The organism is Methanococcoides orientis (assembly GCF_021184045.1).
Taxonomy (GTDB): domain Archaea; phylum Halobacteriota; class Methanosarcinia; order Methanosarcinales; family Methanosarcinaceae; genus Methanococcoides; species Methanococcoides orientis.
Genome location: NZ_CP073710.1, coordinates 1,885,063 through 1,907,291 on the forward strand (window position 1 = coordinate 1,885,063; position 22,229 = coordinate 1,907,291).

Annotated in this window: 16 protein-coding genes and 2 tRNA genes; 5 read left to right on the forward strand and 13 right to left on the reverse strand. The window is 42.6% G+C overall.

The window, feature by feature from the left end; all coding sequences use genetic code 11:
- Positions 1 to 228 precede the first annotated feature (228 nt).
- The 5 genes from J7W08_RS09150 to J7W08_RS09170 all read right to left on the reverse strand — a co-directional run bounded on the left by J7W08_RS09150 (position 229) and on the right by J7W08_RS09170 (position 4,324).
- A tRNA-Gln gene (locus tag J7W08_RS09150) sits at positions 229 to 301 on the reverse strand.
- Positions 302 to 352: 51 nt separating this feature from the next.
- Complete coding sequence (locus J7W08_RS09155) at positions 353 to 1,444, reverse strand: OBG GTPase family GTP-binding protein (protein ID WP_233084179.1); 1,092 nt, start codon at positions 1,442 to 1,444, stop codon at positions 353 to 355.
- Between the two features lie 55 nt (positions 1,445 to 1,499).
- Positions 1,500 to 2,717 carry a molybdopterin molybdotransferase MoeA gene (locus tag J7W08_RS09160; protein WP_233084180.1) on the reverse strand — a complete coding sequence of 406 codons (1,218 nt, stop codon included), beginning with the start codon at positions 2,715 to 2,717 and terminating at the stop codon, positions 1,500 to 1,502.
- Between the two features lie 44 nt (positions 2,718 to 2,761).
- Positions 2,762 to 3,640: a branched-chain-amino-acid transaminase gene (gene ilvE / locus J7W08_RS09165; RefSeq protein ID WP_048195766.1), complete on the reverse strand. Its 879-nt coding sequence runs from the start codon at positions 3,638 to 3,640 to the stop codon at positions 2,762 to 2,764.
- Between the two features lie 168 nt (positions 3,641 to 3,808).
- Positions 3,809 to 4,324, reverse strand: a complete 516-nt coding sequence (locus J7W08_RS09170; protein WP_233084181.1) for a hypothetical protein — start codon at positions 4,322 to 4,324, stop codon at positions 3,809 to 3,811.
- A 256-nt stretch (positions 4,325 to 4,580) separates the two neighbouring features.
- Here J7W08_RS09170 and J7W08_RS09175 point away from each other — a divergent pair.
- The 3 genes from J7W08_RS09175 to J7W08_RS09195 all read left to right on the forward strand — a co-directional run bounded on the left by J7W08_RS09175 (position 4,581) and on the right by J7W08_RS09195 (position 10,987).
- Positions 4,581 to 4,655 (forward strand) — tRNA-Arg (locus J7W08_RS09175).
- A 633-nt stretch (positions 4,656 to 5,288) separates the two neighbouring features.
- Positions 5,289 to 9,005 carry a PKD domain-containing protein gene (locus tag J7W08_RS12275; RefSeq protein WP_310742487.1) on the forward strand — a complete coding sequence of 1,239 codons (3,717 nt, stop codon included), beginning with the start codon at positions 5,289 to 5,291 and terminating at the stop codon, positions 9,003 to 9,005.
- 284 nt (positions 9,006 to 9,289) lie between these two features.
- A complete protein-coding gene (locus tag J7W08_RS09195; RefSeq protein ID WP_233084182.1) occupies positions 9,290 to 10,987 on the forward strand; it encodes an Ig domain-containing protein in 1,698 nt (565 codons plus the stop codon).
- 151 nt (positions 10,988 to 11,138) lie between these two features.
- On the opposite strand, the gene J7W08_RS09200 is transcribed toward J7W08_RS09195, so the two are convergent.
- Genes J7W08_RS09200 through J7W08_RS09215 form a run of 4 tightly spaced genes read right to left on the reverse strand, consistent with a single transcriptional unit; the run spans position 11,139 to position 14,469 of the window.
- Complete coding sequence (locus tag J7W08_RS09200; RefSeq protein WP_233084183.1) at positions 11,139 to 11,351, reverse strand: hypothetical protein; 213 nt, start codon at positions 11,349 to 11,351, stop codon at positions 11,139 to 11,141.
- On the reverse strand, positions 11,348 to 11,623 hold the full coding sequence (locus J7W08_RS09205) for a DUF8136 domain-containing protein (RefSeq protein WP_233084184.1): 276 nt from the start codon (positions 11,621 to 11,623) through the stop codon (positions 11,348 to 11,350). The genes J7W08_RS09200 and J7W08_RS09205 overlap by 4 nt, the downstream gene beginning before the upstream one ends.
- A 48-nt stretch (positions 11,624 to 11,671) precedes the next feature.
- On the reverse strand, positions 11,672 to 14,317 hold the full coding sequence (locus J7W08_RS09210) for a phage NrS-1 polymerase family protein (protein WP_233084185.1): 2,646 nt from the start codon (positions 14,315 to 14,317) through the stop codon (positions 11,672 to 11,674).
- Entirely contained in the window at positions 14,314 to 14,469 is a 156-nt protein-coding gene (locus J7W08_RS09215) for a hypothetical protein (protein WP_233084186.1), read from the reverse strand. The genes J7W08_RS09210 and J7W08_RS09215 overlap by 4 nt, the downstream gene beginning before the upstream one ends.
- Before the next feature lie 324 nt (positions 14,470 to 14,793).
- Between J7W08_RS09215 and J7W08_RS09220 the strand changes: the two genes are divergently transcribed.
- Positions 14,794 to 15,375, forward strand: coding sequence for a hypothetical protein (locus tag J7W08_RS09220; RefSeq protein WP_233084187.1), 582 nt, complete (start codon positions 14,794 to 14,796; stop codon positions 15,373 to 15,375).
- Positions 15,376 to 15,389: 14 nt separating this feature from the next.
- On the opposite strand, the gene J7W08_RS09225 is transcribed toward J7W08_RS09220, so the two are convergent.
- Complete coding sequence (locus tag J7W08_RS09225; protein ID WP_233084188.1) at positions 15,390 to 16,583, reverse strand: tyrosine-type recombinase/integrase; 1,194 nt, start codon at positions 16,581 to 16,583, stop codon at positions 15,390 to 15,392.
- A 453-nt stretch (positions 16,584 to 17,036) separates the two neighbouring features.
- Here J7W08_RS09225 and J7W08_RS09230 point away from each other — a divergent pair, with 453 nt between their 5' ends.
- Complete coding sequence (locus tag J7W08_RS09230; RefSeq protein WP_310742488.1) at positions 17,037 to 18,659, forward strand: glycosyltransferase family 4 protein; 1,623 nt, start codon at positions 17,037 to 17,039, stop codon at positions 18,657 to 18,659.
- A gap of 224 nt (positions 18,660 to 18,883) precedes the next feature.
- Here J7W08_RS09230 and J7W08_RS09235 read toward each other — a convergent pair whose 3' ends face one another.
- The 3 genes from J7W08_RS09235 to J7W08_RS09245 form a co-directional block, all read right to left on the reverse strand.
- Positions 18,884 to 20,473: a Mur ligase family protein gene (locus tag J7W08_RS09235; protein WP_233084189.1), complete on the reverse strand. Its 1,590-nt coding sequence runs from the start codon at positions 20,471 to 20,473 to the stop codon at positions 18,884 to 18,886.
- On the reverse strand, positions 20,470 to 21,633 hold the full coding sequence (locus J7W08_RS09240) for a poly-gamma-glutamate biosynthesis protein PgsC/CapC (RefSeq protein WP_233084190.1): 1,164 nt from the start codon (positions 21,631 to 21,633) through the stop codon (positions 20,470 to 20,472). The genes J7W08_RS09235 and J7W08_RS09240 overlap by 4 nt, the downstream gene beginning before the upstream one ends.
- 85 nt (positions 21,634 to 21,718) lie before the next feature.
- Positions 21,719 to 22,213 carry a hypothetical protein gene (locus tag J7W08_RS09245; protein ID WP_233084191.1) on the reverse strand — a complete coding sequence of 165 codons (495 nt, stop codon included), beginning with the start codon at positions 22,211 to 22,213 and terminating at the stop codon, positions 21,719 to 21,721.
- Between the last annotated feature and the right edge of the window lie 16 nt (positions 22,214 to 22,229).

A 22,229-nucleotide genomic window follows, 5' to 3' on the forward strand; every position in this document is an offset into this window, starting at 1 on the left:
GGGAGATTTTCATATCGTATCAAACCTTCAAATTTTAAGTAAACAATAATTTCAAGCCTTAACGTATAATTGGCAAATTATTGATTTATAACTAAAATCACTAACTTTGAGAATCTATTAATAACTTTGCTCAATTTTTTGAGGCATGTCCCGATAAATAATCAGTAAAAGTTTGTTTTGATAAGACTAAAATGTGTTGTAAAAACAGGAAAGTTAAAAATAAGCAGATAGTCCCGCCCGGATTTGAACCGGGGTCCCAGGCTCCAAAGGCCTGAAGGATTGACCGCTACCCTACGGGACTTCACATCCTGCATATTGCACAATAATACTTATTTGTTGTGGAAAATCCAGATCATTTCTGGATGATAAGGGTCAGCACATCGCCATCTTCCAGATAATGGTCAAGACCAGCTCGCTGGCCTGGATGTTTGGCTGATGGACCCCATATCTGGGAATACCTGAACTTATCACGGAAATCACGGTGCAGGCGGTCACAAATATCACCTACAGTCACGCCGTTGGTCACGATCATTGGCTCATCCATGTCTGCGGGGCCACCCTGTGGTTTCAGGTACACCCTAATGAAATCCAGGGTTTCGTAGATCAGGTCCTTGACGGCTTCAAGGTTCTTCTCCTCGTTGGCGGAAATGAATGTCGCATCAGGGAACTTTGCCTTGCAGAACTCAAGGATCTCCTCGTCGGCCATGTCCACCTTGTTAATGACGATCACAGCGGGGATGTACACCCTGTTGGCCATCACGCCATCGATAAGCTGGTCCATGTTGATGTTGTCCCTGAGAAGCACATGGGCATTGTGTATCTTGTATTCGCCCAATATCGCCTTGATAAGGTCATCTGACATCTCAAGTTCCATGGTCGCACTGATGATCACGCCACCCCTGTCCATCCTCTTGATAGTAACATCAGGTTCTGACATATTGATCCTGATTCCGGCATCGTAAAGTTCCTGCATCAGCACCTTATGATGCTCGGTCTGGAACACGTCCAGCAGGAAAAGCACAAGGTTTGAGTTTCTCACAACAGAGATGACCTCCTTACCACGGCCACGGCCGCTAGCTGCACCTCTGACCAGACCCGGCACATCCAGTATTTGGATAGTCGCGCCCTTATACTCCAGAACACCCGGGATCACATCAAGGGTCGTGAACTCATACGCACCTACCTCGGAATTGGCACCGGTCAGCTTGTTCAGGAGAGTGGATTTACCCACAGAAGGGAATCCCACAAGTGCAACAGTAGCATCACCTGACTTCCTTACAGAATAGCCCTCGCCGCCGGACTTGGCAGAAGCTCTCTTCTGCACATCTTCCCTCAGGCGTGCGAGTTTCGCCTTCAACTTACCGATGTGATGGGATGTTGCCTTATTATAGGGAGTCTTACGGATCTCGTCCTCGACTGCCTGGATATCTTCGTGTAAACTCATCTGCTCCCTACCATAACTTCAATATAAAAAAGATTTTCCTTAGAAGACCCGGAAATTACCTGTATACACCTTCAAAAAGGATAACTTCTACATCGCTTCCTTTCTTCAGTATTGGCACATCCGCAGGGATCTCAATGAACCCGTCCGCACCTGCAAGAGTGGTGATCGAAGCTGATGTCTTACTGACGGAGAAGACCTTGTCCCCTTCCACCCGGACAGCATGGAGCTCATGCCTGCCACCAGAATTGAGATCCTCCTCTAAAACTCCGGCAACCATCTGTTTCATATGTTCAGAAGCTCCCAGGCATCTCCTGATAAGCGGCAGAAGGAACTCATAGAAAACTGTAAGCGAAGAAGTCGGGTGCCCCGGTAAAGCTACGATCGGAACCTCATCTATGATCCCCAGGATCACAGGTTTTCCCGGCTTGAAATTAAGCCCGTGTGCCAGCACCTTACCCTTTTCCTCAATGATACTGTACATGAAATCATCGGGTCCTGCTGACGTACTGCCGGATGTAAGCACAAGGTCACATTTTGCAATTGCCCTGTCCACAGCTTCCCTGAACGCTTCCCTGTCGTCTTTCACGATTCCATAGGAAACAGCATCTGCACCGCAGTCCGTTACACTGGCATAGAGAGAATAGGAATTGCAGTCATAGATCTTGCCACTATCAAGAGGTTCTCCCGGGACCGTTAGTTCATTTCCGGTGGAAATAATACCAACCTTCATGGAACGGATATCCACATCCCTCTTTCCGATAGCTGCAAGCACACCTGCCTCACGTGCCCCCATTCGTGTACCTTTACGAAGCACACGCTCGTCCTTTGCAACATCAAGACCCGCATGTAGCAGATATTGACCTGCCTTAGCAGCCACTTTTATGAGAACATTACCGTCCTGAAGTTCAGTGTCCTCCACCATCACCACGGCATCGGCACCTTCAGGAATAGGACCGCCTGTTGCGACCTCTACGGCCTCCATCTCATTCACACGATATTGCGAAAGCTGACCCACCGGAGAGAATCCGACCAGCCTTAAGGGAACCGGATCTTCCTTTGCCAAAAGCAAGTCCTCTGACCGTACAGCGTACCCATCCCTTAAGGATTTATCAAAATCCGGGACAGCTATGCCTGAAATAACGTCCTCTGCAAGAACACGCCCTGTTGCAGTCTCAATAGGCATTGACCTTACATGGGTACGGACATAAATTCCTTCAAAAAGGCTCCTGGCATCCTCAATGGAAAGCAGGTCCCGCAATATTTTCCGTGGCATTGTTAGTTCAAATTAAGAAAGAAAAAAGAATGATCGAAAAATGATCATTCGAAGATCGGAGTACCTATGCTGCCGGTGACCTCTTCAAAAGCAGCGACTGCTACCTTAGTAATAGGACCAACAGAACCATCGCCGATAGGACGTCCGTCAAGCTTTGTGATAGGTGCAGCCTCTGCTGCGGTACCTGTGACGAAGATCTCATCTGCGGTGTACATGTCGAACAGGCCGAGGTTTCCGACAATGACCTCATATCCGCGCTCCTCGAGAAGCTCAATAGCAGTAGCCCTTGTAATACCCTTGAGGTTGTTGATGGTTGGCGGGGTGTAGACCTTGCCGTTCTTGATGACGAAGATATTATCTCCGGAACCTTCAGAGACGAAACCGTTCTGGTCAAGGAAGATAGCCTCATCGCCACCCTTTGCGTTTGCCTCGATCTTTGCAAGGATGTTGTTCAGGTAGTTCAGTGACTTGATGTTAGGGGATAATGCATCCGGTGCATTACGCCTGATTCCGACGGTAATTGCTTTGAGACCGACCTCATAGAGATCGCCATACATTGCACCCCATTCCTGTGAAACGATGTAGATGCTTGGCTTTGGGCACTTGCGTGGGTCAAGACCGAGGTCACCAATACCACGTGTAACGATAGGACGGATGTATGCATCGGTCAGATTGTTCTTCCTCAATGTCTCAAGGATAGCCTCGCTCATCTCTTCCTTTGAGATCGGGACCTCAAGAGCAATAGCCTTTGCAGAATCGTACAGTCTGTCAACATGCTCCTGAAGCTTGAAAACACGACCATTGTATGCCCTGATTCCCTCAAAGACACCGTCACCATACAGGAAACCGTGGTCGTAGATAGAAACCGTTGCATTTTCCTTTGTGACAAACTCACCGTTGTAATAGATCAGTAATTCGCTCATATGAATCCTCTTTAATAATACCAATTAAAGGTACGTTTTTGTAAATGTTGTATTCCTGATGATAGCTATGTTATATATGAATATTTGTACCAGTCGAAATACTGAGGAGAGTAAAAGTGCTACTTAAACAGTGAATTACAAAAAATGAGAATAATTGGAAAGCCAGGGTCAGGAATGTTCCTGCTCAGTTGAACTTTTCATAGCCTGCTGTTCAGAATATTTCCTGAAGATCGATTCATACTCATACCATCCCATTACAAATATGACAATTGCAGCAGGAACCAGAACGAGCATATTCAGGTAAATATCAGAGAACGATGTCATCAATACAAAAATGAAGAACATAAAACCGGCCTGGAATAAGGAACAGCCGAAAGCCGCCTTTCGTGAACCCTTGTTCAGTGCATAAACAGCCCAGAACCTTAGATTCAAGATGTCCTTTAATGCAGGAGAAGAAGTGGTCTCTATGCCCTCCATTCCCTTCATGAATTGACTCATCCTCATTTCTGAGATCGTTTTAGAATAAAACAGAGCCAGAAGCAAAATAATGATGAATCCAAAGCTACCGATCAGGGCCTGGCCAAGCAGGATCAGCAGGGTTGAGGCGAACATTAGGAGACCAAAGATCGCCGGAAGGTAGCTGGTCTCCTCACTGGTTGCTTTTTTCAGATTGTAAAGCGTCATTAGTGCAAAGAAAATGAGTCCTGGGATGAGAATGATTTGTATGATTATTTGGGCCTCTGTTGTTAATACCTGATATCCGGACAAGTACATTATACAAAAAAGTATTGAATGAATAAATTTATTTTGCCATATGTCCATATATTGAGACCAAATCTTACATTTCACCATGAAATTAGCCCGATCAAACTCTCCTGTACAAAAGGCTTTTATGCATAAACACCCATGTCGTATCTCATCCGCCCAGAATAACAATTTTGGGCCCGTGGCTTAGCCAGGATATAGCACCGGGCTTCTAACCCGGGGGTCGTGGGTTCAACTCCCACCGGGTCCGCTAAAAATGTTTAGAAAGTCCTAAGCAGATATTGAAACTCGCAAGATTTCAGTATCTGTTTATTTGCTTTTTTTGCACTTAACCTTGATGTTTTATGCGTGATTTTGACCAGAGATTAAACAGGATTGTATCTGCTGGGAGCCACAACTAGCCATTACCAAAACTTCTCACAATATTGGGCAGACGTATCACCCGCACAGATATTTTCATAAAGTTCCATGAATACAACTGAGCCTGCCTATGCAAGAGTCATAGGAATCAGTGCACCCACTTGCTGTAACGAAATGGAAGTAAACGAGATATGGTCACCATAACCAACGAGTTTCTTTCCTCGTATTTAGGCCTAAAAGTATTGTCAGTACAATACATATTATCCACGCAGTGATAGAAGCTAACAGATCAAAGGACCCCATTGTATCTCTTAGCGCATAGATAAGAATCAATTCAATCATACCGCCCAATAAGAGAGCAAGTACCCATTTTGTAAACTGCCCATTTGGCCTCCACTCCGATTCTAAAGCAATTCTCATCGAATTTTTAGTAATTCAAATAACTATATTAACGATGTTTAAGAATTGATGTGAGGAATTGTCTCTTCTTTGATTTATGAGGCTAAAATTTGGAGTCGTATTAATGAGAAACGAATTATTTAGGAAGTTTGGTATTGGTATCCTCTTTGCATTCTTAATGCTGAGTGTTGTTACTATGGCGAGTGCAGAAGAAATAGACGTGACATTTGTAAGCAATTATGATACTGGTAGTGCATGTGATGTTGCTATCTCCGGCAATTATGCATACGTAGCTGATGTTTCCAACGGTCTTGTGATCGTAGACATCAGTGATCCTGTAAAACCAACACGTGTAGGAAGCTATGGTGCTTCAGCACAAGGTGTTGCTGTCTCTGGCAACTACGCCTACGTAGCCGATTATATCAATGGTCTCTTGATTATTGATATCAGCAACCCCTCAGCACCAGCACTTGCAGGAAATTATGATATTTCTCCTTATACGTTTGGTGTTGATGTTTCCGGCAACTACGCCTATCTGGCCGATTACAGCAATGGTCTTGTGATCGTTGATATCAGTACCCCCTCAAAACCAACATTTGCAGGTAGATGTGATACTTATTATTATGCACGCGATGTTGCTGTCTACGGCAACTACGCTTACCTTGCAGATAACTCCTATGGCCTATTAATTATTGATATCAGCAACCCCTCAACACCAACAATTGTAGGAAATTGTGATCCTGCGAGTTATACACACGAAGCTGATGTCTCCGGCAACTATGCTTACGTATTAGATTATTTAAATGGTTTTGTGATAGCTGACATAAGTGACCCCACAGCACCAATTCCTGTAGGAAATTATAATTCTGGTGCTAGTGGAATCGGAATTTCTGCCTACGACAATTACGTCTACGTATCCGATCGGACTAATGGTCTTGTTATTGTGAATGTCAGTGACCCCACAGCACCAACACTTGCAGGTAGTTATGCTTGTGACTCTGCAAATGATGTTGTTGTCTCCGGTAATTATGCCTACGTAGCCGATGGGTACAAAGGTCTTACTATCCTTCACATGGCACCATTAGTATCAAACAATGCACCAATAGCCACAATTTCTTCAGTTTTCCCGAATCCTGCATTTGAATGCATGCCTATAGAGTTCGATGCATCAAGTTCATCAGATCCTGATGGGGATATTCTTACTTACAGGTGGGACTTCGATAACGATGGTATATGGGACTACGAGTCATCAGAACCTACAGCAACATACACGTGGGATGATGACTATACTGGAACCGTCACTCTCGAAGTAAATGATGGTGAGTTTACAGATACTGCTACTACAACATTAACTGTAAACAATGTTGCACCAGTCGTAGATGCAGGATCTGACCAGAGCGTTCATGAAGGTTCTAATGTTGGATTCTTTGGAACTTTCAGTGATGTAGGATTCCTCGATACTCACACAATCTTGTGGGACTTTGGTGACGGTTTTACAGAATCCGGAACCCTGACACCTTCACATGTTTACACAGATAGTGGAACCTACACAGTCACCCTCACAGTAACAGATGATGATGGCGGTATTGGAACTGATACTCTTACGACAACAGTGACTATGGCGAGCTCAGAAGAGATGGATGTAGAATTCACAAGCCATTATGATACTCCCAGTTATGCATTTGATGTTGATGTTTTCGGCAATTACGCCTATGTAGCTGACAAAGACAATGGTCTTGTGATTGTTGATATTAGTGAACCATCAGAACCAGCATTTACGGCCAGGTATGATACTGATAATGATGCAAGAGGTGTTGTTGTCTCAGACGACTACGCTTACGTAGCCGATAATTCGAATGGCCTTGTTATCGTGGATGTCAGCAACCCAGCAGCACCTAAACTTGCAGGCAAGTATAATACTGATGGTTATGCATGGCGTGTTGCTGTCTCAGGCGACTATGCTTACGTAGCCGATTGGACTAATGGTCTTGTGATTGTGGATGTCAGAAATCCAGAAGCACCAACACTTGCAGGCTGGTATGATACTGATTCTGCATTTGGTGTTGATGTTTCCGGCGACTACGCCTATGTAGCTGACAAAGACAATGGTCTTGTTATCGTTGACATAAGTAATCCAACAGCACCTGAACTTGCAAGTAATTATGGTGCTAATGATGCAAGGGGTGTTGTTGTCTCAGGCGACTACGCTTACGTAGCCGATAATTCGAATGGTCTTGCTATCTTGGATGTCAGCAACCCAGCAGCACCTAAACTTGCGAGTAATTGCGACACTGCTGGGTTTGCATGCGATGTTGTTGTCTCCGGCGACTATGCCTACGTAGCCGATAATTCGAATGGCCTTGTTGTCGTGGATGTCAGCAATCCAGAAGCACCAACACTTGCAGGAAATTACGATACGGCTGATAACTCAAAAGGTGTTGCTGTCTCAGGCAATTATGCCTACGTAGCCGATGGGACAACTGGTCTTGTGATTCTTCAAATAACACCACCAATCTCAAACAATGCACCAACGGCCACAATTTCTTCAACCACTCCAGACCCTGCATTTGAAGGGATGCCTATAGAGTTCGATGCATCAAGTTCATCAGATCCTGATGGGGATATTCTTACTTACAGGTGGGACTTCGATAACGATGGTATATGTGACTACGAATCATCAGAACCTACAGCAACATACACTTGGGATGATGACTATACTGGAACCGTCGCGCTCGAAGTAAATGATGGTGAGTTTACAGATACTGCTACTACAACATTAACTGTCAACAATGTTGCACCAGTTGTGGATGCAATTGAAATTGAAAATACTATAAATGAAAATGAGATTGCAACCGTTTCTGGTTCCATCAATGACCTTGGACTCCTTGACACCTTTGAGGTGGTAATAGATTGGGGTGACGGTACTAATGCTGAAACCTTCAGCTATCCAGCAGAAACTACTGCATTCAGTGAAACTCACCAGTATCTGGATGATGATCCTAGTAGCACACAATCAGACGAATATACTGTGACTGTAACTGTCTCTGATGATGATGGGGGCGTTGATACTGCATCTACTATTGTAAGGGTGAACAATGTTGCACCGGAAAGAATCTCATTGTCTTTCCCATTTGAGCCTATATCAGTAAATGAACCTCTAACAATCAGTTCAGACTACACTGATGTAGGAACTTTAGATACACACACAGTAACTATAGATTGGGGTGAGGGTGACAGTGCATCTGATGTTAGTGTTTCTTCTTTAAATGCAGATTACTCATCTCACTCATACACGAGTGCCGGAGTATACAAAATTAGTTTAACAGTAACAGATGATGACCAAGGTTCTGCTTCCATAACTTCTGATCAATATGTTGTTGTCTATGACTCCGATGGTGGATTTGTGACTGGTGGTGGATGGATTGAGTCACCAGAAGGTGCTTATTTCCCTGATCCTGCTCTTACTGGAAAAGCCACATTTGGTTTTGTTTCCAAATACAAGAAGGGAGCAACTGTGCCTACAGGTTCAACTGAGTTCCAGTTCAAGGTGGCTGATCTGAATTTCCATTCTGATGAATATGAGTGGCTCGTTGTTGCAGGTTCAAAGGCCAAATACAAGGGAACTGGTACGATCAATGGTGAAGGCAACTATGGATTTATGTTGACCGCAATCGACGCAGAACTCACACCAAGCACAGAGGTTGACATGTTCAGGATAAAGATATGGGATAAAGACGATGGCGATGCTGTGGTCTACGACAATATGTTGGGAGCAGATGAGGGCGAAGATCCAACAACAGCAATTGGTGGAGGAGCAATAAAAATCCACCAAACAAAATAATTGCATAAGTGTGGAGAATACAAAATTCTCCACGAACTTTTTATTTTTGTGATGCTGATTTTTTTCCTCTCTAAAGTTGTTAATGGACCATTTTTTGTAAAGAGTATGAAATTATATTACATTTGATTTCTTCAAAATGGATGTGCTCCTATTCCACAATACATGGGGTTTAAAAATAATTTTTCATATTTCTGCAATAAATAGTACAAAAATATAAATATTAAAACCTAAAACTAGGAAGAGCTTAAAATATAATATAGGTTGTGATTTTAATTAAAAAGTATGTGGTGATTTTAACAATTGTTCTAGCTTTAATAACAGCGGGAGCTTCAAGCGCTGCAGAAGGCGTTGAGGAATGGAATGTAACCTTTGGGGGGGATGAAAACGAATATGGAGGGTCCGTCCAGCAGACCTCCGACGGTGGATATATCATACTTAGTTCCGCAAATATCTCTGGTTCTTATGATATGTGGCTTATTAAGACCAACAACCTCGGTTCCGAGGAATGGAATGTAACCTTTGGTGGGGATGAACGTGAATATGGAGAGTACGTCCAGCAGACTACCGATGGTGGATATATTCTAGCTGGAAGTAAAGAGACTTTTTATGGATGGGATGACGGGTGGCTTATTAAGACCAACGACACAGGTTCCGAGGAATGGAATGTAACCTTTGGTAACAGTGGATATTATGATGAGACGTTATATTCTGTCCAGCAGACCTCTGATGGCGGATATATTGTAGCCGGTGAGAGTGATAATTACGATGATTATGACATGTGGGTTATCAAGACCAACGAAACGGGTTCCAAGGAATGGAGTTATACCTATGATGGTGGTCTTGATGACATGGCAATGACTGTCCAGCAGACCAACGATGGTGGATATATTGTAGCTGGTGAAAAAGAGGTTCCCTACTCAGGTACTACTGGTGCCATTGAGGGTGACGCATTGCTTGTTAAGCTCAGCGACACAGGTTCCGAGGAATGGGTTGTAACTTCAGGCGTGGGATTTATAACAGAGGTTGCAAATTCTGTCCAGCAGACCTCCGATGGTGGATATATTCTAGCTGGTGACTCATATTATGGTGATGATGAAATGTTCGTTGTCAAAACCAACGACTCAGGTTTCGAGGAATGGAATGCAACTTATACTGGTGACTATGCAAATTCTGTCCAGCAGACCTCCGATGATGGATATATTGTAGCTGGTGAAAAATATCCACATGGCATGTACTTAATCAAAATCAACGATACAGGTTTCGAGGAATGGATTCTTCCTATTGGTGATAAGTATGGGTCTGGTAGTGCAAACTCCGTCCAACATACCTCCGATGGTGGATATATTGTAGTCGGTGAAATATATAATGGTGATAATCGTAACATATGCCTTGCCAAGATAAAAGAAAACAATGCTCCTGTGTTGTTCCCAATAGGTGATCAAAGCATTAATGAGACTGAAAATCTCAATTTCACAATTACTGCCGATGATGCTGATGCCGGTGATATTCTAACCTATACCTCCGATAATCTTCCCACAGGTGCTACATTTAATGACAGTACATGTGTATTTTCGTGGACACCTTCCAGCTCCCAGTCTGGGGTTTATTTGGTCGAGTTTACTGTTTCCGATGGCGCTCTGAGTGATTCAGAAACCATTAGTATCACAGTCAATAATGTTGACACCGGTGACAGTTCCTCTGATGATAGTTCCTCCAAGCGTAGTTCCTCCGGTGGCACTGGTAATGCAGTAATCGTACCAGTTCAGGAAGAAACTGAAGAGATGGAAGAGAATACCACTTCCAGTTCAGATGGCATTGGTAATGCAACCATAATAGTTCCTGAAGAGGAAACACCTGAAGAGGAAGTTGTTGAAGAAACATATGAAATGGAAGCAGAAACTGAGGCAACTCCAGGCTTCAGCACAATGTTGACAACTGGCATTCTGTTATCAGCATATGTTATTTACAGAAGGAAGGATTGATAAACAATCCTTCTTATCTTTTTTAATTTCACTCTTATTTTGAAGTTACTTTCTTTTTAAAGTGGATGCAATACAATTATTTCTAAAATAAATGTGTTGTCATTTTAAGTAATTCAACAGACATATGTTTCCCTCAGTCCAAAGAGTAATCTTAAGAATAGTAGCTTTGATTTTCTTTTACTCTTGAAATCCTAATTACATTCACATCCGCATTAGGTTCATGCTCTTCAATATCTGCAATTTGCGTCATAGCTGCCTCTTCCTCAGGACTACCTTCAATAAAAATGAACGCATGGAACTTTCCAGTTCCGTTTATGCGTCTCTCCAGCAGCTTGAGCTTACGTTCAAGTGCCATGATGCTCATCTGTTGGTCTCCTCACATGCCGCCTCGAGCAGCTCCAGTCTTGCCTTGACATCCTCAAGCTCTTCATCCCTCAGGACCATGTTGTGGGTCTGGATGGCAGTCATAAGAACTCTTAGGTACTTCAGTTTGATATTGTCACCCTCACGCTCCCTGAAGCGCTGTACTTTGACCCGATCGTAGATGTCCTGAATTACCTCTGATGAAAGAGATAAAAGCCCATCACGGTTTAATTTTTTTAAGCAATCCGAGTCAATGCTGGTTTCATTTATCATTTTCGGCCTCCATATTGTTGCATTTCCGAGGTGGTTGACAATTATATGTCAGTTATAGTCCCCCTTCTGCTTATCGTCAATATTGAAGATTCTCATGACTACTCGCTTTACATTGTTGAGTTGGTCTGGAGGGACCTTGTGTTTTCTACAATACTCGTGGGTTACACCAACATAGTTACTTGAGTTGATAGTTTCCTGCAAGGTTTCTTCCCACTTATGGCACCATTGTTCCAGTTTGAACAAGTCCAGACCATGACCATTCTCTTGTTTCACTGATTGCACCAACTTCACCGTATCATCTGTAATATCATGTTCAAAAGTTGCGCGTATAGCTGTGTTATTACCACCTTTATCCTGATTCTTCACCAATTTCACCTCACCTTTTGTTCCCTCTGTGAAACAGTGAAGTTCGTGAAGCGCGCGAAGTTTGTGAAAACTCTTGCTTGTATCGATGTTTATCTTTTTACTGTCATCCAGTAGCACATAAGCCATAGCACCGGTATCTGTTACTTTGTGTTCAGATATTGCTTTTGATTCCAGTAGCGTTTCAATACAATCATCGAAATCTTTCTTTTTTAATTTCGAGTATCGCAAAAGGCGTGATCGATCAGATGTCCCACCCAGACGTCTTAAAGCAGAGACTACTTTTTCAATCTGGTTGTATCGGATATCTTCCTGAAGGCGATCAATAATGTTCAGACAGGAAGGTAAGAAATAATCAATTACAAGAGAGGAGGCTAATATAATACTCCTCTTGTGCATAGTAGTACTTATTTCAGGCATCCCTATTTCAATCAACATCGCAATCTTAAGTATGTGTACTTGTGCACGGCCTACTGCAGAATTAACCATATCATTATCTGCTTTTTCAGCCTCATCTTCAAGAGCTTCCAATATCTGATTATAATATTCCATTGCATCATCATCAACTTCGAAAAGAATCATGTTGCAATCTTTGAAGTGGTTATACAATATCCTGATACGGGCTTGAAGCTTTGCCCACATATTGACATCTTCCTTCGTTTCAACCTCTAGCGGCTTTCGCTCATGTCTATAGTTAGGATACGCATACAAGAAACGATAACCATAGCCGGACTCGAAGTCTTCAATTCGCATGTATCTGGAGAAATTATCCGGAGTGGAGGCATAGAGATGAGTCACACACGGTGACTTGACAACATACTCCTTCGGCTTGTTATTTTTTCCTGAAGCAAGTGTCTTCTTGTAGTCCTGGCAATCATAAATCGCGCACTCTGCTTCAAAAATCCCCTCGTTATACTTTTTGTGGTATTTTGCAAAAAGTCCTGCAGCTTCATCCCTTACAAAATTGCATATTGGATGTTCTGAAAGTGTTTCCAGATAGCCTTCAATTGAATAGTCATCATTGTATAGTGTGGTATCTGTAGCACTTGCATAGATACTTCGTGCTTTATTCACAACTGTGGATTTTCTGCTGGTTGTAGATTTCCCCAACACTATCACCCATATATTCGGTTTTACTACTTCCTGTTTCAACCGTAGCTCGACCTTACCCTGTGTAGCTGCCGACAGCATCCAAAGGGCTGAAGTAACCTGATACTCGTAATACCCATCTGTTATGCTGCTCATCCACGATGTAAGCTGATTGATCAAATGTTGTTCAGGTAAGACCTCTTTTAGGTCAACCATGCGCCTGTTTTTCTGTTTGATAGCCAGCTCCTTTAGTTCTTCCTGACTTATTTCGGTTACATCTTTTTCAGTATCATTGTCTCTCTCATAGGTCGGAGGAGTGTATATTTCAGTAAGGCCATCAAGTGCAAAGTGTATAGTCATCTCCCCATATGTGAGATTTCCACGTTTTTCATCCCATTTTGGACGGATAAGTTGTGATCTCCTAAATAACCGGTCAATTTGCGAGAGATCCTGTGTGTAAAACGCAAGGATACTGCAAAGAGCCTGATCTGCTGCACTGTGATCTCCCTCGTGCATTGATGTGTACCCTTCATATAATGCTTCGAATTTATCCGCATTCCTGGCACCCATACATAAAGATATGACTTTTTCATCAGTTAGTTCTGGGCTTTTCGTGAATGAAAACGCCGACTTGGAAGTTCCTTCCTCCTTTTCAGGTTTTAGTCGATTATACATTGCTTGTATCGCATCTTTTGGAACATCATTGATATCTGTGGGTGTACCATCTAAATGTTGGCCAGTGACTACAAAGAAACGACCATGATCGTACATCTCACCACTAGGCATGTTAACACCTTTCTCACTGGGGACCTTTCCTTTTCCTATTACGTGTACACCGGTGCCACTTTGCGAGATTTCTGCATAACTACCCATACTGTGAATCTCTGCGAGTGCATCGGAATAATATTCGCCAGTTTCTGTATTTTTGATGTCATCCCAGTCCATTCCAATAAAACCATTTTCAATCACAAAAGCAATACCTGCATAGTTTCCCGTCTTATAATCATGGATGGCCTCATCATATGTCGACCAGGTATTAGGATCAGTGCTGCTTGCCAACTCATCACCACACTTATTGGGGTCTGATTTCTTGCTGGTTGCACGATATGGTCTTTTTACATCCTTCCAGTTCCCATCTTTATCCTTTTCTTTTGTGAGCTTCCAAAGTATCCATTGAGGAAGCATTTTTAATTCTTCGGGGATTCCATCTTCATTTACTTTGATTACTGGAGCAAGGGTCATTTTTCTGCCTCCATAACTTCACTGGCAAAGTCAACCAACATTTTTAGTATTGGATTTGTTTTCTCAATAATCATATACAGTTCCGGGTCATTGTGTACTGCTGCAAACTTCTGGATAAGAGGGTGAGTTTTGAGAACTTCAAGATCTTTCATCCTCACACCTCCGCACATGTTCCTTAATTGCAATTTCAGCTTCAGTCTTTATCGCACCGCGGAATTTTTTGTGTTTTTTGAAAGCATATTCCCGCAATAGCTGTGCAATTTCTGAATCGATTTTGATATCTGTTCGAGGCATAATAGACAGTTAGACCAACACAAATAAATAGATTTACAAGGTTATATTATAATAATACTAAAAATAACCTTAAAAGGGAATTAATAATGCCACGTGGTAAGAAAATATCATCGTTTGTGGACCTCTTGAATCGACCAGTATATCGAGAAATACGTGAACTGCTGAGGAAAGAAGGGCGATTGATGACAGCAAAAGAAATAAAAGAGAATCTTTTCCCTTTGCGAGCCGCATCCATATCTGCTTCGAAAGAACAAATGTACACCAATGAAAGATATTATCCTACAATGAAAGATCAGACATTAAATGTATACTTGAAAAAAATGTCTGATTTTGGTTTGATTGAAAAAATACAACTATCTGACAAAAGACGTTCCGCTTACCGAGCACTTACCTTTGAAAAAGAGTTCGAACTTCGAAAAACAGCACCTAAACCAAGTATAAAAGAAATGATACATGAGGTTGCTCCTGAAGATAGAGACCGTTTTAAAAGAAATGCTGTTAAAGGTAATCCTGAAAAAGGAACTATTGGTTCAGATGCACTGGTGATGATGAATCCTACTTATTTTGAAAAAGAAACGTCGGAGCAGCTCATCCTTGATGCAATAGACGAAGCAGTAAAGGCTATACATAAAGATTTAGTAACCACAGAACAAGATTGTGATGTAAAAGTTCATATGATTTCGGATAGGTTTAAAAGTGGTAAATATATATCTGCCTCGAATATAACTGGGGTGGATATATGTGTAAAAGTATTCCATGATTAATATCGTGCACTACATTACTGCATTTTAGCCAACAATTTCTTCCCTGCATCAGTATTCAAAGCCAACTGTAAAAGTTCTGGTATCACCTGTTCACATTCCTGTATTTGACCGAGTGCTTCACGGTTCAAGACAAGGGAGCACTGCGAACAGAACTTATCTTCAGGTCTCAATACATTGTTACATCGTGGACAAGCCTTAAGTGTCACATGCCTTTTATCTTTGGTCTTGAGACCATATTTCTCAAAGATCCGGTCGTTAATCTCATTGTCTGTGAAGTTCGCGTAGATCTTGAACATCTGCGTGGAACCACGAGACCAACCGGCCCTATGCTTGATCTCCTGTTCATTAAGGCCGTCAAGGATCCAGTTCGTGATAGCAAGATGACGGAAACTGTGAGGATTTACAGGTTTCTTGATACCAGCACGTCCCCCAATTTTAACGATGATAGTACGTGCCGTTTTGTAACTTAATGGTGTTCGGTTTTTGTCAAGAGTTACCCACAAAGGAGCATCATGATCCTCCTTGAATGGATGAACCGAAAGCCACTGGTTAAGGTAGCCTGTAGACCATGTTATAGGTATGCCTTTAGCAGCAGTTGATTTCTTACTCTTCGATGTTTTAGAGATGTACAAAATCGCACCATACTGATTGAACTCCACATTCTTGATGCGACAGGAAGCCAACGCACCAATTCTCATCCCGCTATCTGCAAGGACAGCAATTAAGGCCTTGTCGCGCGGATGGTTACAATAATCTAGCAGCTTATCAAGCTCATCCCGAGTAAGAAGATCTGATGGCTGGACAGGAGTCTCAATTGCCTTCAAAGTCATCTGTGCAATCCATTTCGGAGGCTCACCGTCATAGGCCCAGCGGAACAGCTTCTTAATTAATTTCTTGTGGTTTCGAATACCTCCAGCAGTGAGATTTTTCTCATCTTCAAGGTATATTAACAAACGATCAAAGTCGTCCTGATCCAATTGATCTAACCGCTTTTCAATGTCTATTGTGCGTAAATATTCAGCAGTACGCTTGCTATAATCGACATACCAGATAAGTGTCGTTTTTGCTAGCCCCTCCCGCCTGCAAGCAAGTACAAATCTCTCGATTAAATCGATGTTATCTTCACCAATATCGGCATTCTTGAGCCTTTCCATAGCACGTGTGAACCCTATGGAAGATTTGTGGACATCGTCAACATCTTGAGTCATATATACAGATAAGATGTATAGGAGTATAAACTTTTAGATGAAACTCCCACCGGGTCCGTTAGAATCAACAGATAGTCCTAATACGACTATCTTCTTTTTGTTTTTTTAAAATTGAACTTTTGAGATTCATCCATCCCAACATTCAATATTTAGGCTCTGAGCATTACAGATCAGTACACGATCAAACTTATTTGCAAAATGAGGTGTCATATTACACACCATCATTAATTTTTGAACATGGAAATCACTTTTAATTAGAGCTCCAGCCGATAACAACTAAGACATCCTGTTTTGTAAAAACTGAACTTTTGTATAAATAAAACGTCTAATGCACCTGTTTTAAAATCGTACATAAGTAAGTATTTAGATAAATCCAAATGATAAATATAAATACGTGTAGAAATACTTAGTTAACCACACAAAAAATTGGGTTTGAAAGAAATGGGGAAATTTTTGAACATCGGGATGTTCTCCTGGGAGAGTTTACACTCGATAAAAGTAGGCGGTATAGCACCGCATGTTTCCGAACTTGCGGAAGCTCTTGCTGAGAAGGGAAATTCAGTCCACATATTTACCAGAAATTCAGGACTTGAACCATATGAGAAAGTAAACGGAGTTCACTACCATCGTGTGGACTATTCTCTTGACGGGGGCATTGTCCAGCAAATGGACAGTATGTGCGATTCAATGTACTCAAGATTCCTTGATGTTACCGGGGAATATGGTAAGTTCGATATGTTGCATGTCCATGACTGGCATCCTGTCAATGTGGCCTCAAGGATAAGACATGAATTTGGTATACCCTTTATGTTCACATACCACAGTACCGAATGGGGAAGAAACGGTAACGTACACGGGGACTGGTGGGAAGCAAAGGAAATATCACACAGGGAATGGAAAGCCGGCTATGAATCTACAAAGGTAATCTCCACCTCACAACAACTTACAGATGAGATCAAGGTCCTGTACCAGATACCCGATGAGAAAATATCCATTATTCCAAACGGTATCTTCCATGGGAAGATCAAGAAGGAAGTTGATCCCGGTGAAGTGAAACAAAGATTGGGGATACATCCTCTTGCACCAGTTGTACTGTTCATAGGACGCATGAGCTACCAGAAAGGACCCGACTTGCTTGTTGAAGCGGTCCCGAAAGTGTTGGACCATCGCTGGGACACTCAGTTTGTCTTTATAGGTGAAGGTGAAATGCGCCCCCACTGTGAATATCTTGCAAATGCAGATAATGTTTCAGAACGTTGCCATTTTCTGGGGTATGCAGATGATGAAACAGCCAGGGATTGGTTCAATGCATGCGATATTCTCTGTGTCCCAAGCAGGAATGAACCTTTTGGAATAGTCGTTCTTGAGGGCTGGGATGCTGAAAGGAACATCGTTGCAACAGATGCTGTCCAGATAATAGACAATTTCGTTGATGGAGTACTTGTATACAAAAATCCAGAGTCTATTTCATGGGGCTTAAATTACGTGCTTGATGACCTCTCCAATGACAGCCTTAGAGAAACAGGTAAAGAGCTTATCGAGACAAAATTCAACTGGCACACAATTGCAGAAAAGACAATTGAAGCGTACAATTTGGATGAACAAAATGATTGGGTACCTGAGAAAACACTTGGAAAAGCAAAACTCTTTTGGTGGAAAATTGATAGTGATCTCAACCTTTTCATAAGCAAAGAATTTAGTTCACCAAATGGTAAGGTAAAAGTTGATAAACTCATCATGAAGGATGAATTGAGTAAATTGGATGCTTATATGACAGATGACCATTGGAAAGATCTGTCAAATAACGTATCAAGATTAAGGAATGGGACCGAAAAAGAAGGAATCGGCAAATTCCTTTATCATGATCTTAATTGGACTCAGACAGAATCTCAGCTATCAAGCCACATCGGATCAATATTCCATCAGGCCGGTGTTTGGGAATACAATGGAAAAAAGAGAGGGATCCAATTTAGAAAAGTAGCAGGCGATTGGCACAAGCTGATGAAATGTTACTATGGAGAATGCATTAAAGAACTTGGTGAAACAGACCAACATAATAGCGTTGATCTTAAGTGATCAACGCTTAAGATCCCAACTCATAATTTTACGGATTTATCAGATGCATTGCCCATTTCATCTCTTCAACTATTCTTTTTCATCAATATTCTTCCCGATAAATTTCATGCACCTGGGCCTGCCATAATTTAAAGATGGAAAATAGTTAGTCCTAAGTCGCTTTTTGAACTTTTATTTTGCTTTATATTAGCGTCGTATTTTAAAGGAAAAGAAAAACATCAAATTTAGCTGATGTTTGCACTCATTTTCTCCAGAGTATCGACCTCAGGCGAATAATGCTTATTATTGCCCATCTTAACCCTTTTTGAGATCTCAATTTCCATCTGCCTCATAAAATCATCCACGGTATTACCCATGAGAATTATGGGAAGCCCTTTCTTTTCCATCTCATCGAGGACCAGGGATGCATTATCACTTGCACTGAACTGCCGTGTTGGTGCCTTGAGATTCCTTGCGAACGGATCAGTTGTGCAGCCACCAACGAGAACCTCATCGATATAGCCTTTCTCAAAAAGATGGTTCAGGTAATTCACAAAGGAGAAGGACCTACCCCTGCGCTCATCCCTCAGGTATACAAACGGAAGTATCTTGTTCTTCCCGGCAAGCTGCTGGCGTATCATCTCGGTGCTTTCCACATCGTTGACCTCGGCTGCATTGAAGATCGTACAACCTTCAAGTTCCATCCACCGGGGCTGCATGGCCTTTAGATAGGAATCAAGCTCCTCGAACGGTATCGGCTCACTGCCAACCTCATCGAGAACGTAATTTAAAGAATGTACAGTTTCAGAACCCAGAAGACCCCTGTGCTCATCGGGGACCTCCACATTCCTGACAGTAGCCCCTCGCTTTTCGATCTCTTTTTTCATGTAATCCTGCAAAACCTCATTCTGCTCACAATTGATAACAACAGTACCTTTAGGGATCGAACGGGCAAATGCTCGTGCGATCTCACTTTTATCCCTGCCAAGTGTGGAGAGGTGGTCCTGTCTCACATTGGTGACCACCACGATATGTGGTTTTACAAAGACATCGTTGACCATCCTTGTGGTATATTCGGTGATCGCCTGATTTTCAAAGATAGCAACATCCTTCCTTTCATCAGGAGTATAGGACTCAATGACAGGTATGAACTCCTGATAACCATGGATATTCTCATAGAGCGTTACATTTGGACCCATTCTTTCGATAGGTATCGTAAATCCGTTGACGATAAGATGAGGACGGTTTCCTGTCACCTTTGCAAGCGTATTATAGCCACGCCTTGTGAAGATCTCAGAGAGACGATGAACAGTGGAAGATTTACCCCGGATACCCACCACATCAATGCGTGTATCTGTCAGATCCAGAAGATCACGGTGCTTGTGACCTCTTTTAAGGAAACAATTAAAGCAGCCAAAGGGGCCGTGTTTCTCGATCTTGAGAGTCAGCAGGTCATCGCTTTCGTCCATTACGAATACCTTGACCGCACCAACCATATCCCGAAGTAGTTCCTTGCGCATCTCTTTGGCATCTTCGTGGACATCGAAGTGCCTTGCACTACATGCAACGGTATTGCCACTACAGAATGTCAGGTGCCAGTCTATAGCATCCGCATTTTCAATTTCCATTGAAGGAATTTCATCAAGAGGTATATCCTGGTATGCGTTTATTCCCGCAAGTCTTGCAGCCATTGCACGTACACGGTCGACCTCCCTCCAGGCCTCGGAGGAACTGGAGAACATCTTCCCGCTGTAAGCAAGCATCTCCTCCTTGTTCCGCAATCTCCAGGTCCATCCACCGGACTTATTGTATATCTCATAGATTGCGCGTTTCATTCGTCTTCCTCCGAGAACAGTGAAGCATTCCAGACATGTTCGTCCAGTGGTTTGCGTACCCAGTTGTACTTTACAAATGCAATGGAAATAGCAGCCCCCAGCACTACTACAAGCAACTGGACAAGCCCGAACTCATGGAACAAGCCCTGTGGCTGCCCTTCTCCAAGAGCTCTTGCAAGGACTATAAGCGGTGCCAGCAAAGATAACTGCAAAGGCACGAACAATTTCCGCTCTGCAGGAGGCGTAACATGAAGGTTATATGCATTTAACCCCGCGATCAATCCAAGGAAGAAGATCGACAGCCCACGCGATACCGGGAAAATGAACACTAATGGAATCGTCAACAGCAGGGAAATGCAGGTCCCAAGCCCGATCAGGTTCCTTCCATAGATCAAAGTTGCCTTCTGAATCAGACTTATACCAATAAAGGAAGCAAAAAGATTGATAAAATAAAGTGCAAAGAACCACTTGTTCTCAATTGAGAATATCGCAAGGATAGCCATTGAGACCACGCCCACGCGTATCCCGGAGACCTTCCTGACAAACTCAGAAAGTATCAGGGAGACCATGAAAAGGATAAATGCAGAAAAACGATCGATTATCGCAGGTGCGGGATAAGTATCCACAGCTGCATTCTTCAGGAGAGCCAGGTCAGATGTCGGACTGAAAAGGATCGCAGGTGTTAGCATGCCTATGGCATCGCTGATGGCAGGGGTCACAAGGAACCAGGCTGCTGCCACAAGCCCAATGAATATGCCAACAGATGCCATTGCATCATGCAGCCTGTATTCCGGTTTGATCCTGGAATAATTATAAGCTGCAAGCCCCGGAAGGATGCTTCCAAAGAACACAACATCAGTAAGATCATACCCGACCCCTTTCATAAAAAAGAGAGCTATAACAGGCAATACAGAACCAAGCAACAGTGTTGCAACAAGTTCATCTCTTCCATAGATCATGGTCTTCTTCTGCAAATAACGAAGTCCCACATATGCAATTATAGCACCTGCAAAGAACAACGGCAGCATGAGGAAATTCTTGCACGTATAAACAGCAAGTACCGGTACGACTATAACTCCTCCAAGACGATACCCGTAAAATTGGGTGAGGATAATGACCGAGAGAATACCAATAACCCCAAGTAACACCGCGATAAGCATAATAAATAGATGATTTCGGATATATATTAAGTCTGGTATGTGAGTTGCAGAAAGAAATTTAGTCAGACATATCCTCTTCTACAAATTAGCTTTTTAATGAGAACACAAGATCCGAACTTTCATCAATCACCCTCTCAGCCCTGACAAAGCTTCCTTTGATGCCGACATTCTTCCCTTCATACCATGTCCCAAATACCCGGACATTGTCATCCATTGAGACCGCACAGATCCCCGGATAGACCACAATAACTGAACTTTTCTGAGCCCTGATCGTGAAAACACTCTCATATCTGCCGAATATCTTTCCCAATACAATACCTATTGGAATTCCAATAAAGGAATTTGCTTTCTCGTAGATCCTCGAATCAGCCAGTACCTTCCCCTCAAACTCCTCCTGAACAGGAGCGGCCTTTGACACCTTTGGAACCCCCATATCCCGGACAGGGACCAATAAAATGATAATAACCAATAAAGCCAGAAGAACTCCTGAGAGCAACTGACCTATGTAGTTGCAATAAAGCAGTATCACCAGTCCTATTAATACCCCGGCGATAATTCGATCCCTATAATTAGTATCCATTGAATCACCTGAACCC

What these genes read in the sequence shown, in the direction of transcription:
- ilvE (WP_048195766.1), bottom strand. Translation starts at nt 3,640, where the DNA reads ATGAGCGAATTACTGATCTATTACAACGGTGAGTTTGTCACAAAGGAA.
- J7W08_RS09225 (WP_233084188.1), bottom strand. Translation starts at nt 16,583, where the DNA reads ATGACTCAAGATGTTGACGATGTCCACAAATCTTCCATAGGGTTCACA.
- J7W08_RS09170 (WP_233084181.1), bottom strand. Translation starts at nt 4,324, where the DNA reads ATGACGCTTTACAATCTGAAAAAAGCAACCAGTGAGGAGACCAGCTAC.
- J7W08_RS09240 (WP_233084190.1), bottom strand. Translation starts at nt 21,633, where the DNA reads ATGCTTATCGCGGTGTTACTTGGGGTTATTGGTATTCTCTCGGTCATT.
- J7W08_RS09235 (WP_233084189.1), bottom strand. Translation starts at nt 20,473, where the DNA reads ATGAAACGCGCAATCTATGAGATATACAATAAGTCCGGTGGATGGACC.
- J7W08_RS09220 (WP_233084187.1), top strand. Translation starts at nt 14,794, where the DNA reads ATGACAGCAAAAGAAATAAAAGAGAATCTTTTCCCTTTGCGAGCCGCA.
- J7W08_RS09215 (WP_233084186.1), bottom strand. Translation starts at nt 14,469, where the DNA reads ATGAAAGATCTTGAAGTTCTCAAAACTCACCCTCTTATCCAGAAGTTT.
- J7W08_RS09160 (WP_233084180.1), bottom strand. Translation starts at nt 2,717, where the DNA reads ATGCCACGGAAAATATTGCGGGACCTGCTTTCCATTGAGGATGCCAGG.
- J7W08_RS09245 (WP_233084191.1), bottom strand. Translation starts at nt 22,213, where the DNA reads ATGGATACTAATTATAGGGATCGAATTATCGCCGGGGTATTAATAGGA.
- J7W08_RS09205 (WP_233084184.1), bottom strand. Translation starts at nt 11,623, where the DNA reads ATGATAAATGAAACCAGCATTGACTCGGATTGCTTAAAAAAATTAAAC.
- J7W08_RS09200 (WP_233084183.1), bottom strand. Translation starts at nt 11,351, where the DNA reads ATGAGCATCATGGCACTTGAACGTAAGCTCAAGCTGCTGGAGAGACGC.
- J7W08_RS09155 (WP_233084179.1), bottom strand. Translation starts at nt 1,444, where the DNA reads ATGAGTTTACACGAAGATATCCAGGCAGTCGAGGACGAGATCCGTAAG.
- J7W08_RS12275 (WP_310742487.1), top strand. Translation starts at nt 5,289, where the DNA reads ATGAGAAACGAATTATTTAGGAAGTTTGGTATTGGTATCCTCTTTGCA.
- J7W08_RS09210 (WP_233084185.1), bottom strand. Translation starts at nt 14,317, where the DNA reads ATGACCCTTGCTCCAGTAATCAAAGTAAATGAAGATGGAATCCCCGAA.